Here is a 15957-nt window from a genome sequence, read left to right as displayed (position 1 = left end):
TGCTTGCGCTGTTTCAGGTATTTAACGTTTAATAAACCTCCTTAACCCGAACTGACGTTAATTATTTCCACCACGCAACACTAGGGATTAGGGGCTAGAAAACATTACAGGGCGCATTTATCGCGCCCTGTAATGTGGTGTATTAACCTCAAAATCGCTGTGAGGAGATAAAGCTACTAGAAACTTATTAGCTTACTTAGGGATTTCCAGAAATTAAATTATCCAATTTTGAGACGCGAAGACGACGATTAGATTCTTTCTCCCCCAGCCTCCCCAGCTACCCCAGCTACCCCAGCTTCAAAAGCGATGGGATAATTATTTATTTGGAAGTCCCTTAGATGTCTAGATCCGTTAAATTGAGTTTAGAACCATAAGTTTCGATAAATTCTCGCCTGGGAGCAACACGATCGCCCATTAAAATTGTAAAAATCCGATCGGCTTCTGCGGCATCCTCAATTTCCACTTGCTTCATTTTGCGGGTTTCTGGGTTCATTGTCGTTGTCCAGAGTTGTTCTGGCATCATTTCACCTAAACCTTTGAAGCGTTGGATGTTGTAGTTGGCATTGCTAGGAAATGTGGCGATTTTTTGTTGTAGTTCGCGATCGCTATAGCAGTAATCATGATTACGTCCCCGTTCTAATTTATATAGTGGAGGACAAGCAATATAGATGAAACCCTGTTCAATCAATGCTCGCTGATACCGATAGAAAAATGTTAACAATAGTGTACGGATATGCGCCCCATCCACATCAGCGTCAGTCATAATCACTATGCGATGATAGCGCAGTTGGGAAGCATCAAATTCCTCACCTTTGACGCCCAAACCAAGTGCTGTAATTAACGCTTGGATTTCATTGTTTTTATAAATTTTGGAGTCGTCAGTTTTCTCAATATTGAGGATTTTACCGCGTAGGGGGAGGATTGCTTGGGTACGGCGATCGCGTCCTTGTTTAGCACTTCCGCCTGCTGAGTCCCCTTCAACAATATAGATTTCCGATTCGCTGGGATCGCGAGTACTACAATCAGCCAACTTACCAGGTAACGGCGATGATTCTAGTACAGACTTGCGTCGCACCAACTCCCGCGCATGACGTGCTGCTTCGGCGGCTTTAAAAGCTTGGATAGCTTTATCTAACACTGCATCGGCAACACCAGGGTGAAATTCCAGGTATTCGGTGAGTACTTCGCCAACTAAAGAATCAACAATGCCTCGAACTTCCGTATTACCCAGTTTAGTTTTGGTTTGTCCTTCAAATTCTGGATCGGGGACTTTTACAGAAATAACTGCTGTCAGCCCTTCGCGGACGTGTTCACCACTGAGGTTAGGTTCATTTTCTTTAATTTTGTTACGCTTGCGGGCGATCGTATTTAATGTCCGAGTCAGAACAGCCTTTAAACCTTCTAGGTGAGTACCACCATCAACTGTACGAATATTATTGGCAAATCCTAGTACATTATCGGTGTAAGCATCAGTACACCACTGCAAGGCAACTTCTACTTGCACATTGCTGCGTTCTCCCTGCACATAAATAATTTCTTCATGCAGGGGCTGCTTCTCGCGGTTCATGTAGGCAATGTACTCTTTAATACCACCCTTGTACTCGTAGCTTTCTACCTTGGGTGTATCACTTTTCAGTAGGTCTAGGCGGTTGTCAGTAAAAGTAATTTTGACACCTGCATTCAGATACGCTAGCTCCCGCAAACGACCCGATAAAGTGATGTAATCAAACTCAATGCCAGTAGTGAAAATTTGGGTATCTGGCTTAAAGGTGACTGAAGTTCCGGTTCTGGCTTCTTTGTAGGGCTTGACTTGCAGTTCGGTAGCTGGGATACCCCGTTCATAACGCTGGAGATTAACTTTTTTATCTCGCCAAACTGTAACCTCAACAAACTCAGACAGGGCGTTAACTACAGAAATCCCAACCCCGTGCAAACCTCCAGAAACTTTGTAGCCGCCACCGCCAAACTTACCCCCAGCGTGCAACACAGTCAACACAGTTTCTAAGGCCGATTTTCCTGTTTTTGGGTGAATATCGGTAGGAATACCCCGTCCATCATCTGTTACAGTAACAGAACCATCAGCGTTGATATCCACCTCCACATGGGTGCAATAACCAGCCAAAGCCTCATCAACAGAGTTGTCCACCACCTCGTAAACTAAATGATGGAGTCCCCGCGGACCAGTGGAACCGATGTACATACCTGGTCGTTTGCGGACGGCTTCCAGACCTTCCAGAACTTGAATCTGATCGGCACTGTAACTGCTCGTCATGAAAATTCTCCTGATGCGTGGGGTTGAAATCGCCAAAAGGCTAAAAAAGTCAAATCACTCCAAAATTCTAACACAAAAGCCTTGGTGACGTCTGTAGGGCAATTTTGTGGGAAGTTTATACAGGGACTGCAACCCTCTTGAAATTGGGGAAGCATGGGCAGGTTGCCAGGGAGCAGGGAAAGGAATAAAAAACTTAATGAACCTTGCCCATTATTTATTGCCTCTTGACTCTTGACTGATGACCATGAACTCTTGACTAAGTAACTAATGAGTAATAACTAAATGACTAAATTGGTTGTAATTTGTGGAGCAACGGCCACAGGTAAATCGGGTCTGGGTTTGGCTTTAGCTATGGGGTTGGATACTGTTATCCTCAGTGCAGATTCTCGCCAAGTTTACCGCGAGTTTAATATTGGCACAGCTAAACCTACAGTAGCGGAACAAAAATTAGTGCCGCACTATTTAATAGATATCTGCGCTCCCACAAACACGATGACGGTAGCAGATTACCAAGAACAAGCGCAAGCTTTAATTGCTTCTGTTTCTGGTTCTCCCCTGTTACTTGTTGGAGGTACTGGTTTATACATACGTTCTATTGTTCAAGGCATGAAGATTCCGAGAGTGGCACCCCAACCAGAATTGCGATCGCAACTCGAAGAAATTTCTCAAAATCAACTTTACGCTATGTTGCAACAAGTTGATCCTACTGCTGCACAAAAAATTCATCCCCATGATTCAGTACGTACTTTTAGAGCATTAGAAGTGTATTATGTTACGGGAATCCCAATTTCAGCACAACAAGGGGAGAACCCCCCAGATTATCCGATTTTGCAAATTGGTTTAGATTGTGATGCCGAAAGGCTACGCCTACGGATTCATCAGCGTACCGAGCAGATGATAGCAGATGGATTAGTTGCTGAGGTCGATTATCTTTATCAGAAATACGGTGCTGATTTACCTTTGTTGAACACCTTAGGATATCAAGAAATCAAGCAATATTTGGCTGAGGAAATTTCTTTGGATGAAGCCAAAGAATTAATAGTTTTACATACGCGGCAATTTGCTAAGCGACAACGCACTTGGTTTCGAGGATATCCACAAATTGAGTGGTTTGATGCAGATGATCCTGATTTGTTCGCTAAAGTTTTACAGCGAGTAGAGGAGTTTATTAATATTTGATAAATTTTATCTAGAAAAACAATATTAATAAACTAATGTAAAAAAAATTTGTCTATATTTATATGTTTACTCAATCCTTGATGATAAAGTACGAATGATAAATGACTATTGACTAATGGCAGTTTTCTTCTGTTGGAAACGCTGCGCGATCGCGAAAAAACTGCCAATACAAATAGAATTGCTATACAATACTAACCTTTTATAGATTGGTACAAAGCGTCTAATCTCGCCTGTATAGCTGGAGGTTTAGCAGTGAAATGGATATAAAAACTGCCATTTTCTGTTGGTTTGTCGAATACCTTGGCATAAATATCTTCTTTAAGTTCTGGTGGAATGTTTGGTACTAATAATTTGAGCTTGATATTGGTCTGTGCAGGTGGTAATGAACCTCTTATGGCATTTTCACTGCGTACCTTAGCACCCTTAGCTGAAAGTTCAACTATACTTCCCTGATATATAGTTTCACTAATATGCTTTTCTTCCAAAAATGTGTATTGTACAGGGATGATTCCCGGAAGTGGAAAAAATTCTTCTTCTTCTCTGGGTATAAAGAGATTGTAAGTTCCGCTGATTCCGTAAACTTCGTATATAGTAATTGGTTGTTTTACCCCTTTGGGTTGTACTTGTCTGTGTCCATTTAGTTTTACAATTGACCCAGCTTCTTTTAATGTCTCTTCTGAAATCAGAATTTCACCACCTGTTGTGTAAGATTCAATGCGATAAGTTAGGTTTACCTGACTACCGACAATCCCGTACTTGGTGCGTTTTTGTGAGCCAATGTTTCCCAAAATTACCAACCCAGTATTGATTCCAATACCCATATCTAGTTGGGGAAAGCCTAAATTTTTCAGCCTTTCATTAACAGCACCCATTGCTAATTGCATGGCACAAGCACAAGCTACCGCTTTAGCAGCATCATCTTCTCTTGGTGTTGGCGCACCAAACAAAACTAAAATGCCATCACCCATAAATTCATTAATCGATCCGTGATACTGGGTAATTACATCCGCCATGTATTCAAGATAGATGTTGAGGATACTAATTACTTCTTCTGGTTGCGATCGCTCTGCTATAGCTGTAAATCCTCTTAAATCTGATGTCAGAATGGTGATTTTCCGTCTCTCACCACCAAGTTTTAATCCTTCAGGGCTTTCCAATAAATTAGCTACGATATCATCACTGAGGTAACGTCCAAACACCTGGCGAATCAGTGAATTGCGTTTTTCTAAGTCTGTGTTAGCTTGAGCCAAATCAGCAGTACGTTCTGTGACACGCACCTCTAACTCCCTGGTAGATTGACGCAGCCTACTAATAACCAAAGTCAACCCTGAAAGACCCAATACAGATAATCCACCCAACATTACAGATGTTGTTTGCAGGCTTTTATTAGTCTGTTCTGTGAAGCTATCTAGAGACTGAGTAATTGCCAAAACTCCTCGCACGTCTCCCACCTGCCAGTCTCGTTTTGGGCTATTAGGGTCAGTATCGTGACAAGCAACACAGCTAGGCTCCATACGGACAGATTCCCCATATCGCCATAAGCTACGACCATCTTTTTTTTCAAGACGAGAAAAATTTTTCTCTTCAGGATGTTGTCTCAGATAGGTAAGTGCCTTTTGCTCAAAATCATCTCTGGGCCCACCTTCAGCTTTTCGCCAGGGAAAGGGGTAATCGCTATATAAACGGATTGCCATCCCATTCTGTGTTTTACTGATGTTCTTTCCCAGTTCGATCGCATAAGTTGCTGGCGGAGGAATGGCACCTTCTTTGATCAGGTAGTTATGGGTAATGCTAATCCCCTTTACTTTTTTGGCGCGATCGGCAGCAGCATTGCTATAAAGGTTCCAAGCATCAATAATTGACTTGGCTTCCAATTCCGCATTCATGAGTGCTTGTGACTGTATTAGGCTAGTCGAGAGACTAGACATATTAGCTAAAGCTACACCCACTCCAATGGAGAATAAGAGCAAAAGAATCAGGACAGTTTGCTTGAAAAGCAGACTCAGGAAAAAGCTCCAAACTCTAGAAATCAAATTATTCATTGCATAACCTCGGCCTTATTTGTTCCCCTGTCATGCCTGTAAAATTTTACTAGAGAGTATCAGGATCTATACCCATAGCTCGAAGTCTTTCCGCTAATAATTGAGCGCGTTGTTCAGCTTGTTCAGCACGTTGCCTTTCTTGTTCAGCACGTTCATCTCTAGTTGCTAAAACAGTACCATCTTGATAGCACCAGCGTAACCACATATCTTGTCTACCTTCAAATTCACCTTCCCAGAGAGTTACACCTAAACCAACTTGTTCAAGCCAGGTTTCTGAAGTTTCAAAGTAGCGTCTTCCTCTTAATTCATAAACACGCAAGATTTTTTCTCCTAACTGCTGAGTAGGATCGTATAGGATATAGTAACTGGCTCGCATTTGTTCATAAATATTCAGCTTTTTACCTAATTCATCACCTTCTTTATTTGAGACAATTTCAATTACCACTTCTGGCGGTTTACCAAACTCCCAAAGCATATAACAGCGATTTTGTTTTTCCCACCACTTTTCAGGGACTTGAACATCAAAACTCACAAAGACATCAGGTACAATAGCAGGCTGTTTGTAGGCGTGATAAATGCCTACATTAGCTGCTGCTAAGAAAGTTTGCTGCTGTTTAGAACTGTAAAGAGAGCCAACCAAAAGGCGTTGTTGTTTTTCAGAAGCAAAATTATCCACAGGCGTATCATCTTCGGTGATTAGCTGGTTGGCATCTGGCACGTAGTAATTATCATCATTGATTAGAAGTTGCTCAACCATGAATTTATCCACTATTTGAGAGCATTATTTATAGCTTAGTTGATTGGGGAAGAGAGGCTATGGAGACAAATAGCAGTTTTTGCACATCCAATAGCAGAATAATTACGTTTAGCTAGAATGACTGATTAGGTTGTGTCAAAATCTACAGAGATTGGTGTGTAGAATCTGAATAATGATTGGACAAATACTACGACAACGTTACAAAATCATTAATAAATTAGCTCGTGGTGGATTTGGCGAAACTTATTTAGCTGAATATCCCCAGGATTTACCCGTCATGCCTCAGTATAAATGTGTCATTAAGAGGCTGATCAGACCCCAGACTCCAGACCTAGATACAGAAAAAAGATTTAAAAAAGAAGCAGCAATCTTGTTCAAATTGGGTAAAGACCATCTGCAAATTCCTAAACTTTACGACTTCTTCGAGGAAAATAGAGAATTTTATCTTGTTCAAGAATTTATTGATGGACAAGACTTAAGCTACGAAATCACTTCAGGAAACCCTTGGAATGAGGCGGATGTAATTCAACTGTTGGAAGAAGTTTTGGAAGTGCTAGCCTTTGTCCATGAACAGAAGGTGATTCACCGAGATATCAAGCCATTGAATTTGATGCGGCGGTATTCTGATAATAAACTCGTTTTAATTGATTTTGGGATTGTCAAAGAAATTAGCTCTTTGGGAGTGGATGCCCAAGGAAATATCAGCAGTACTATTCCAATTGGCACCCGTGGTTATATGCCAAGTGAGCAGTTTCATGGACATCCTAAGCTATGTAGTGATGTGTATGCACTTGGTATGACAGCTATTCAAGCTCTGACTGGAGTATCGCCAAATGAACTAAAAATAGATCCCAATACATTAGAAGTCATCTGGCAAGAACAAGCCCAAATAAGCGAGGCACTAGCAGAAATTTTAACCAAAATGGTGCGCTACAATTCTCAGCAGCGCTATGTAGATGCTGGTGAAGCGCTGCAAGCCTTAAAAAAAGCAGCTTTACTTTCATCATCTGTAATAATTTCACCAAAGGAAATCAATATAGATGGTAAGTATGGTTATATTGACCAAACCGGGAGAATAGTTATTCCACCCCAGTTTGATCAAGCCTGGAGATTTTTGACAAAACTGGCAGTTATCAGGCAGAATAACAAGTTTGGATACATCGACAAGAGTGGGCAGTTAGTCATCCCACCCCAGTTTGATGACGCTTGGGACTTTTCTGAAGGACTGGCACTGGTCAAGATTGGTGACAAATTTGGCTATATCGGCAAGAGTGGGCAGCTAGCCATTCTACCCCAGTTTGATGAAGCTTTAAACTTCACTGAAGGGCTGGCATTAGTCAAAATTGGTGACAAATTTGGCTACATCGACAAGAGTGGGCAGCTAGCCATCCCATGCCAGTTTGATGATGCTGGGGACTTCTGTGAAGGGTTAGCATGGGTCAAAATTGCTGAAAAATTTGGCTATATCGGTAAGAGTGGGCAGTTAGCCATTCCACCCCAGTTTGATGATGCTTGGAGCTTCTCTGAAGAACTTGGACGAGTCAAGATTGGTGACAAATTTGGCTATATCGGCAAGAGTGGGCAGCCAGCCATCCCACCCCAGTTTGATGATGCTAGGGGCTTCTCTGAAGAACTGGCACTGGTCAAGATTGGTAGCAAGTGGGGCTACATCAATAAAAGCGGACAGCTAGCCATCACACCAAAGTTTAATCATGCAGAAGCATTTTCGGAAGGGCTAGCACGGGTCAAGATTGGTGGCAAGTGGGGCTACATCAACAAAAGCGGGCAGCTAGCCATCTCTCCACAGTTTGATCATGCAGATGAATTCTCTGAAGGGTTAGCATGGGTCAAAATTAGTGGGCAGGTGCGTTATATCAACAAGATTGGAAGGTTTATTTATTAGTTTGTGAAACTTTAGCCTTTCCTTCGATATGATACGGTTTGCCTAAATTACTTCAGTAAATTCTCTAAACAAATAAATAGCAACCATGCGATCGCACTCTTGTAACTCCTGCCACAATATTGTTTAGTATTAGTCCTGCATTTGCAGGCTATGTTGCTAGTGCATCCCTATAAGAAACCACTTATGCTCACCCAAGATAAACAACAACGTAACTGGAAACCGATCATCAACGCATTCGAGGCTGTTCTTGGCAAAAATGGCGTGGTGCAACGTCGTGAGGAACTGATTACTTATGAATGCGATGGTTTAACAGGCTATCGCCAACGTCCTGCGATAGTTGTACTACCCAGAACTACAGAACAAGTTGCTGCGGTTGTGAAGATATGCAACAAATACTCTCTTCCCTTCATTGCACGAGGTTCTGGGACTGGTTTATCTGGTGGCGCTTTGCCTAGAGAAGATTCAGTTTTAATTGTGACTTCATTAATGCGGCAAATACTCAGCATTGATTTGGAAAACCAAAGGGCTGTTGTGCAACCAGGAGTGATTAATAGTTGGGTGACACAAGCGGTAAGTGGTGCTGGCTTTTACTATGCACCAGACCCCTCTAGCCAAATTATCTGCTCGATTGGCGGCAACATCGCGGAAAATTCTGGTGGCGTACATTGCCTTAAATATGGTGTAACTACTAACCATGTTTTGGGATTGAAGCTGGTACTTGCTGATGGTGAAATTGTCGATGTGGGAGGACAAATTCCCGAAATGCCTGGTTATGATTTAACAGGTATATTTGTGGGTTCAGAAGGCACTTTGGGTATCGCTACAGAAATTACGCTAAAAATTCTCAAAAGTGCGGAATCAATTTGTGTATTGTTAGCAGACTTTACTAGTGTTGAAGCTGCTGGGGCTGCGGTTTCCGATATCATTAGTGCGGGAATTATTCCTGGTGGTATGGAAATGATGGATAACTTCAGCATCAATGCTGTTGAAGATGTTGTGGCAACAAATTGTTATCCCCGCGATGCTACAGCAATTTTGCTTATAGAAATCGACGGTTTGGAAGTAGAAGTTGCAGGTAACAAACAGCGAGTCATCGAAATTTGTAAACAGAATGGTGCGCGTAGTGTAACTTCTGCTAGCGATCCAGAGACGCGCTTAAAACTGTGGAAAGGGCGCAAAGCTGCTTTTGCTGCTGCTGGACATTTAAGCCCAGATTATTATGTTCAAGATGGTGTAATTCCTCGAACTCAATTACCTTATGTGTTGCAAGAAATTGAGTTATTAAGTCAACAATATGGTTATCGTGTTGCCAATGTATTTCATGCGGGTGATGGCAATCTTCATCCACTAATTCTTTATGATAATTCTATCTCTGGAGCCTTAGAGAGAGTTGAAGAATTAGGAGGAGAAATTCTCAAACTTTGTGTAAGAGTAGGCGGTAGCATTTCTGGTGAACATGGTATCGGTGCAGATAAAAAGTGCTATATGCCAGAGATGTTTAGCCAAACCGATTTAGAAACTATGCAATGGGTAAGGCAAGTATTTAATCCTCAAGGTTTAGCAAATCCAGAGAAGATATTTCCTACGCCACGCACTTGTGGTGAGGCGGCAAATGCAGCAAGTGTCAAGCAGTTTGAAGGAGTTGAAAGATTTTAATTAACAGTTAACAGTGAACAGTTTTTTGGTTGTAAGTTAGAGACTCTAAGTTTTGAAAGTTTTAAGTTTGAGTTGGAGACTAACTTTCTAACTCAAGCTTTGTTAACTGATAAATATTCTAAAGTTTCTATTTGATTTTTGAAACACAAGTACGGAAGCCAGTGCGTTGTACAAGTTCTCGTGGGATCTTGCTCAGCAGAACCGAGTTTTGGTGGGCATTGGCCACCCGACTTTGTTAATGAATTTTATAGTATAAAAGCCTGCTATAACAGGCTTTTTTTGCATGTTTATACTCTTTTACAATCAAGCTATGTTTGATATTCTCAAAAATTGATGGATTTGAATTTTTGCTAATTGCATCTTCGGATCTCACGAAAAATCAACATATATCTACATGATCCGGAGTATTGAAATTTATTTTGTAGTTATATATATTCCTTCTATTCCTTCAAAAGTAAGTCAAGCCCACAGATGAATCGGTTTGCCCGCCGTTATTTTTGTTACTGGCTGTGTTTGGAATTAATATTATGCTTAATAGCATTTTCGCTTCCTTCTCACTCAGTTAATTACCAGAAAGCCAGTCATTCAACCACAACAGAAATTCGTGGCGTTTGGCTAACTAATGTTGCTAGTGGTGTATTATTTGTCCCTTGGGGTATTAACCGCGCTGTCAACCAACTCTCGGCACTCAACTTTAATACGGTTTATCCTGTAGTTTGGAATAGAGGACATACTTTTTACAATAGTGCAGTTGCCAAAAGAGTTATTGGTTCAGATACGCAAACTTTGCTCAAAATAATGCATGGTGGTAGAGATGTTTTAGACAAGTTGATTAAACTTGCTAAACCTAAAAGTTTAAGTATTGTCCCTTGGTTTGAATACGGGTTCATGACACCACCTAATTCTGAATTAGCAAGGCGGTACTCGGATTGGTTGACAATTGGGCAAGAAGGTATCAAATCTATTAAAGAAATCCCACCAGAAGAAATCGACAATAGTCATATCAGTAAGCAAGCTTGGCTTAATCCGCTGCATCCGCAAGTTCAGGAGTTTATTCAAGAGCTAATTGTGGAAGTTGTTAGCAATTATGATGTGGATGGCATTCAGCTTGACGATCATTTTGGGATGCCAGTGCAGTTTGGTTACGATGCTTTTACCATCGAACTATATCGGCAAGAACATCAAGGTAAAAGTCCGCCAAAAAATCCTTTTAACCCAGAATGGATGCATTGGCGATCTGACAAAATTACTGATTTTATGGCAGCAATCTATCAAGCTGTGAAAGCTGTTAAACCTCATGTCAAAATTTCTTTATCTCCTAACTCTCAAGCTTTTGCCTACAAATACTACTTGCAAAATTGGGAAGATTGGGTAAAAAAAGGTTTGGTGGATGAGTTGATTTTGCAGGTATATCGAGATAACAAACGTAGTTTTATCGCTGAACTGGAAAAGCCAGCGGTGGAATTTGCTCGTAGCCAAATCCCTGTAGGTATTGGAATATCAAGTGGAACCTTACGCGATTCTGTGGATATTGCTCAAGTTAAAGAACAAGTTCAAGTAGTGCGCGAGCGCAAATTTCCTGGTATTTCATTTTTTTACTGGGAAAGTTTATGGGGTTATATCTCGCCAGAATCACCCCAACAGCGGCGCAAGGCTTTTCGAGAGATATTCTATACCAAAGCTGCAAGACCACTCCTACTACCAAAGAAAATTTGATGCTATTTGCGCCTGCTAAAACTGAATTTAGCTTTACATTGCGGTGGACTGTAGCTACTTTTAGCGGTTTTTTAGTGAGTTTACTACTCATTGAAATTGGTGAACAGCCCGATTTGGGTGTGCTACAAGCTGTGATTGGTGGATTAGCGATCGCTTTGGCTCAAAGTCTCATCCTCAGACACACAAGCTTCTATGTGAAGTGGGTGTTGTTCACTGTTTTGGGTTGGACAGCGATCGCAGTTATTGGCGTTGGTGCATTGGGTTGGTTTGTACCCACAACTCAGGTGCTGGCTTTCAGAATCCTCTCTGGAGCATTTTATGGCGCAGTTGGCGGTTTTGTAATTGGACTAGCTCAATGGTTAGCAATTTACCAGTCAGTTCCTTTAGCTTGGCGCTGGATATTCATTAGTGCAGTAAGTTGGGCAATTGCCATGCCGATCGGTTCTGCTATCGGCGTAATTTTACGCCAACTCACACAGGTATTTTTAGGCGAAGTCATAGGTTTGGCGATCGCCTGGTTGGTAGTTGCAATCCTTACAGGTATTAATGCTTACAAATTACTGAATTAAGTTCATCCACTTTTAGTGATTAGATTAGGGATTTCTAAAATATGACGACACATACATCAATCTCCGCACCCTTGTGGAGAATTGGTATTATTTCTTCCTTCCCCTGCACGCCTGCCCTCAACACTTGCAGCTAATTGTATTAAGAATTGTCACAGTTCTTGAAGAACCTGCTTGATTCTATCTAAAATGTGTGCAAAAATCTTAAGGCATTATTAACAATCAATATCAAGTAACTTAGCACTAACCTGCCTATGCATTTTCGGCTTCAAGGCGCAGGCAGGATTTGTTAAGCTTACTATTATGCGCTTTCCGAGATTTCTGAAGAGAAATAGCGAAAGACACAAATATCGACAAATAAAGGCTGACAATCCTTTGCTTTAGGCGCTAAGGAGCATTCTTACCACAGTAAAAATAAGAGAGAGCGCCTAGATGAGTCAGTAATACCAGACAGGGACTCTCGCATGAATATTAATCAATCCGAATCAACTGTAGAGCTGAAACCACTATCACCGCCTTACTTTCTCTTCGGAAAAGATGCGGACAAAACTAGTAGTGAGCAGTTTCTACTTAGCATCTACGATTCTGGGCAAGCATCTATTTTTGTGGTTGATGTTCTGGAAGATGGGGATTTTCGCTATGTGGCGCTTAACCCTACCCATGAACGATGGGTTGGTATGCGCTCAGATGAACTCAAAGGCAAAAGACCAGAAGATATTCTCTCACCAATGGATGCTGTTAGAGTACGGCAGCACTATACTGACTGTGTGCGCTTTGGCAAAACCATTTCCTACGAACAATGCTTGCAATTTCAAGGAGTTCCCACTTGGTGGAGTACGACGCTGACACCATTACGGGATGCTAACTCCAAAATTTACCGACTGATTGGGACTAGTAGTAATATTACTCCGGCGAAGCAGGTAGAACGAGGTGGGAGGCTTCAGGATCAAAGAGCGCAACTAGTGGAAGCGATCGCCCAAAAAATTTGCCAATCTCAAGATTTAGAGACAATTCTGCAACAGATAGTCAAAGAAGTGCGGAATATATTAGACAGCGATCGCGTCTTAGTTTACCGCTTCTTGGCTAATGGTAATGATGCGATCGTTGCAGAAGCAACCATAGCTGCTAGCGGCCCGTTGTTGGATAAAAATATCACAGATCCTTGCTTCAGCAACAAAAATAGAGAACGCTACAGGCGAGGTGGTATTCAAGTTATCGAAGACATTTATGCAGCCGGGTTACATCCTTGCCAAATAGATTTTCTCGCCTCTTTGCAAGTACGAGCTAATCTAGTTGTGCCAATTCTCTTGCAGCAGGAGTTGTGGGGGCTATTGATTGCCCAACATTGCGGTAAACCCCATCAATGGCAAGACACAGAAATTGACTTACTCAAGCACCTAGCAACCCAAATCACAATTGCAGCCCAGCAAGCAGAACTTCAGCAGCAAGTACAACAGATCAAAGCTGAGATGGAGTTGCAAAGGCAACAATATACAGCCCAGTTGCAAAAGATTCAGGAATTTCAAGCACTAGGGCGACGTATTACTGAAAAAATCCGCGATAACCTCAATACAAATCAGGTACTAAAAGCAGTTATTCAAGAATTGGCTCAGTTACTCAAAAGCGATCGCTGCCACATTGAACTATATGATAGTGACTGCACCTTAGCAACCATTGTCTATGAGTACAGTAATAGCTCACCTTTATGTCAAGGATTGACTAAACGAGTTGCAGACTTCCCCGAAGTTTATCAACGATTGTTGCAAAAACAACCTCTGCATTCTGTAGAAATTATGCAGGGATGGCAACCAGAATTACGAGTAATCACCCAGATAGCTTATCCAATTTTCGATGACCAAGGAGTGATTGGGAATCTTTGGCTGATCCGCGCTAGACAACAGCCCTTTGATGAATTAGAAAATGGACTGGTGCAGCAGATAGCAGATGAATGTGCGATCGCGATTCGCAAATCTAGGCTGCATGAAACCATCCAAACCCAGGTTAAAGAGTTAGAAACAATCGAACGTCTCAAAAGCGAATTTCTCCGCGCCTTAGCTCAAGAACTGCGCACACCAATCACCAGCATCAGCCTTGCAGCCCAAACTCTCGAAAGTGCGATCGCAATAGAAAGATTATCCGATAAAGACATAGTGCCGCAACTATTGCAGATTCTCCATAGCGAGTGTGGACGAGGTAATAACTTAATTAACGACTTGCTGACACTCACACATCAGGACGATCTACTCGATCCTCAAACTTTAATCGCCATTGACTTAGAAACCTGGCTAGTTCCGATTGTCGAATCTTTTCGCGAACTCACTGCTTGCCAGAGACAGGAGTTAAAGCTGGAAATTGAGACTGCAATACCACCTTTAGAAACAGATATCACAGAATTAGAGCGAATCGTCACTGAACTTTTGAGCCATGTCTGCAAATACACACCTGCGGGTGAAACAATTACAGTATCAGCGCAATTGATAGCAGATATGGTGCAGATTTGTTTTCACAATTCGGGATTAGAAATACCTGCCCAGCAACAAGCAAGAATTTTCGAGCCGTTTTATCACCTCGCCAAAAATGATCCTTGGAAACATAGCGGGACTGGACTGGAACTAGCATTAGTACAAAAGATGGTCAGACATTTAGGCGGTTCAATTCAAGTAGAAAGTGTAGCAGGGCAAACCAGCTTCATTGTTAAATTCCCCAGAGTCTAAAATATTTCTCTGATTCTGAACTAGTAAAGCTGCCAGCAATTTGTTATAATCACTCTTCGTATGGGTGACTAGCTCAACGGTAGAGCATCGGACTCTTAATCCGCTGGTTCTGAGTTCGAATCTCAGGTCACCCACCTCCTGAGAATTATTCAACTACTGAAAATAGCGATCGCTTCGTCAACACCTTCAGTGAACGCATCACCAACACCAAAGGCGATCGCACAATTCATCACATTCTGCAAATTCACAAGCTGTAGTCACTCAAATCACGACGTTCATAACCAAGGAGATCTCCTTCATAACCAACGGCATCTCCTTCATAACCAAGGAGATCTCCTTCATAACCAAGGAGATCTCCTTCATAACCAAGGAGATCTCCTTCATAACCAACGAGACCTCATTCATAACCAACGGCATCTCCTTCATAACCAACGGGATCTCGTTCATAACCAATGGGATCTCGTTTATAACCAACGAGATCTCCTTCATAACTAATACCATTTCACGAAATTGTTGATACAAATTACTCCCCCAGCTTCCCCAGCCTCCCCAGCTCCCCCAGCCTGCCCATGTGCATCAATCTTAAAGTCAAACGGTATTACTCACCAAGCAGGCGGCTCATATTACACTGATGTTTGAGATGCGCTCACCTCTTTCCCTCTTTTCCCTTTCCCCTTTCCCCCTTGTCCCTCACTTCCCCACCCCATCACACACCCTCTCCCCCTTCCCATTCGGGTTATTCTGCAAATAATCCCGCACCCAAGCGCAACCCTTCACCATTAAGTCATCCAAATTCAGATTCCACAACTTCACCGTGTTGTCAACACTGGCGGTGGCAATTATTTTGCCGTTGGGGCTGAATGTCACGCTATTGACCCTACTGCTATGGCCTTTGAGAGTTTGCAACTCCTGTCCAGAGGAATTCCACAACTTCACCGTCTTGTCATCACTGGCGGTGGCAATGGTTTTGCCGTCGGGGCTGAATGCCACGCCCCTGACCCTACTGCTATGGCCTTTGAAGGTTTGCAACTCCTGCCCAGAGAGATTCCACAACTTCACCGTGTTGTCATCACTGGCGGTGGCAATGATTTTGCCGTCGGGGCTGAATGCCACGCTATTGACCAAATTGCTATGGCCTTTGAGAGTTTGCAA

General features: G+C 42.2%; 10 protein-coding genes and 1 tRNA gene. 7 read left to right on the top strand and 4 right to left on the bottom strand.

Annotation, left to right across the window (positions count from 1 at the left end):
* Positions 1-334: 334 nt before the first annotated feature.
* Entirely contained in the window at positions 335-2272 is a 1938-nt protein-coding gene (gene gyrB / locus BV372_RS19020; protein WP_086688060.1) for a DNA topoisomerase (ATP-hydrolyzing) subunit B, read from the bottom strand.
* Between the two features lie 282 nt (positions 2273-2554).
* Here gyrB and miaA point away from each other — a divergent pair, with 282 nt between their 5' ends.
* The gene (gene miaA / locus BV372_RS19015) at positions 2555-3451 is read left to right on the top strand and encodes a tRNA (adenosine(37)-N6)-dimethylallyltransferase MiaA (RefSeq protein ID WP_086688059.1); all 897 of its coding nucleotides are present in this window, start codon (positions 2555-2557) and stop codon (positions 3449-3451) included.
* A gap of 191 nt (positions 3452-3642) precedes the next feature.
* On the opposite strand, the gene BV372_RS19010 is transcribed toward miaA, so the two are convergent.
* Both BV372_RS19010 and BV372_RS19005 read right to left on the bottom strand, forming a co-directional pair.
* Positions 3643-5493 carry an adenylate/guanylate cyclase domain-containing protein gene (locus BV372_RS19010; RefSeq protein ID WP_086688058.1) on the bottom strand — a complete coding sequence of 617 codons (1851 nt, stop codon included), beginning with the start codon at positions 5491-5493 and terminating at the stop codon, positions 3643-3645.
* A gap of 49 nt (positions 5494-5542) precedes the next feature.
* Positions 5543-6250: a Uma2 family endonuclease gene (locus tag BV372_RS19005; protein ID WP_086688057.1), complete on the bottom strand. Its 708-nt coding sequence runs from the start codon at positions 6248-6250 to the stop codon at positions 5543-5545.
* A 172-nt stretch (positions 6251-6422) separates the two neighbouring features.
* Between BV372_RS19005 and BV372_RS19000 the strand changes: the two genes are divergently transcribed.
* The 6 genes from BV372_RS19000 (at position 6423) to BV372_RS18975 (ending at position 14939) form a co-directional block, all read left to right on the top strand.
* Entirely contained in the window at positions 6423-8153 is a 1731-nt protein-coding gene (locus BV372_RS19000) for a WG repeat-containing protein (RefSeq protein ID WP_086688056.1), read from the top strand.
* A 183-nt stretch (positions 8154-8336) separates the two neighbouring features.
* Entirely contained in the window at positions 8337-9809 is a 1473-nt protein-coding gene (gene glcD, locus BV372_RS18995; protein ID WP_086688061.1) for a glycolate oxidase subunit GlcD, read from the top strand.
* A gap of 471 nt (positions 9810-10280) precedes the next feature.
* Complete coding sequence (locus tag BV372_RS18990; protein ID WP_086688055.1) at positions 10281-11525, top strand: glycoside hydrolase family 10 protein; 1245 nt, start codon at positions 10281-10283, stop codon at positions 11523-11525.
* The gene (locus BV372_RS18985; RefSeq protein ID WP_086688054.1) at positions 11525-12094 is read left to right on the top strand and encodes a hypothetical protein; all 570 of its coding nucleotides are present in this window, start codon (positions 11525-11527) and stop codon (positions 12092-12094) included. Before BV372_RS18990 ends, BV372_RS18985 begins: the two co-directional genes overlap by 1 nt.
* A 461-nt stretch (positions 12095-12555) precedes the next feature.
* Positions 12556-14805 carry a GAF domain-containing protein gene (locus tag BV372_RS18980; RefSeq protein WP_086688053.1) on the top strand — a complete coding sequence of 750 codons (2250 nt, stop codon included), beginning with the start codon at positions 12556-12558 and terminating at the stop codon, positions 14803-14805.
* Between the two features lie 62 nt (positions 14806-14867).
* Positions 14868-14939 (top strand) — tRNA-Lys (locus tag BV372_RS18975).
* A gap of 556 nt (positions 14940-15495) precedes the next feature.
* Here BV372_RS18975 and BV372_RS18965 read toward each other — a convergent pair.
* Positions 15496-15957 (bottom strand): WD40 repeat domain-containing protein (locus BV372_RS18965; RefSeq protein ID WP_143845191.1); only part of this gene is annotated, 462 nt, incomplete at its 5' end.

It is taken from the genome of Nostoc sp. T09 (assembly GCF_002154695.1).
GTDB lineage: Bacteria > Cyanobacteriota > Cyanobacteriia > Cyanobacteriales > Nostocaceae > Aulosira.
Note: the sequence above shows the minus strand (reverse complement) of the source record. Positions and strands in the feature narration are given on the sequence as shown.

Excerpts from the sequence above, each read along its gene's own strand:
- BV372_RS19005 (WP_086688057.1), bottom strand. The coding sequence starts at position 6,250 with ATGGTTGAGCAACTTCTAATCAATGATGATAATTACTACGTGCCAGAT.
- BV372_RS18985 (WP_086688054.1), top strand. The coding sequence starts at position 11,525 with ATGCTATTTGCGCCTGCTAAAACTGAATTTAGCTTTACATTGCGGTGG.
- miaA (WP_086688059.1), top strand. The coding sequence starts at position 2,555 with ATGACTAAATTGGTTGTAATTTGTGGAGCAACGGCCACAGGTAAATCG.
- BV372_RS18980 (WP_086688053.1), top strand. The coding sequence starts at position 12,556 with ATGAATATTAATCAATCCGAATCAACTGTAGAGCTGAAACCACTATCA.
- BV372_RS19010 (WP_086688058.1), bottom strand. The coding sequence starts at position 5,493 with ATGAATAATTTGATTTCTAGAGTTTGGAGCTTTTTCCTGAGTCTGCTT.
- gyrB (WP_086688060.1), bottom strand. The coding sequence starts at position 2,272 with ATGACGAGCAGTTACAGTGCCGATCAGATTCAAGTTCTGGAAGGTCTG.
- BV372_RS18990 (WP_086688055.1), top strand. The coding sequence starts at position 10,281 with ATGAATCGGTTTGCCCGCCGTTATTTTTGTTACTGGCTGTGTTTGGAA.
- glcD (WP_086688061.1), top strand. The coding sequence starts at position 8,337 with ATGCTCACCCAAGATAAACAACAACGTAACTGGAAACCGATCATCAAC.
- BV372_RS19000 (WP_086688056.1), top strand. The coding sequence starts at position 6,423 with ATGATTGGACAAATACTACGACAACGTTACAAAATCATTAATAAATTA.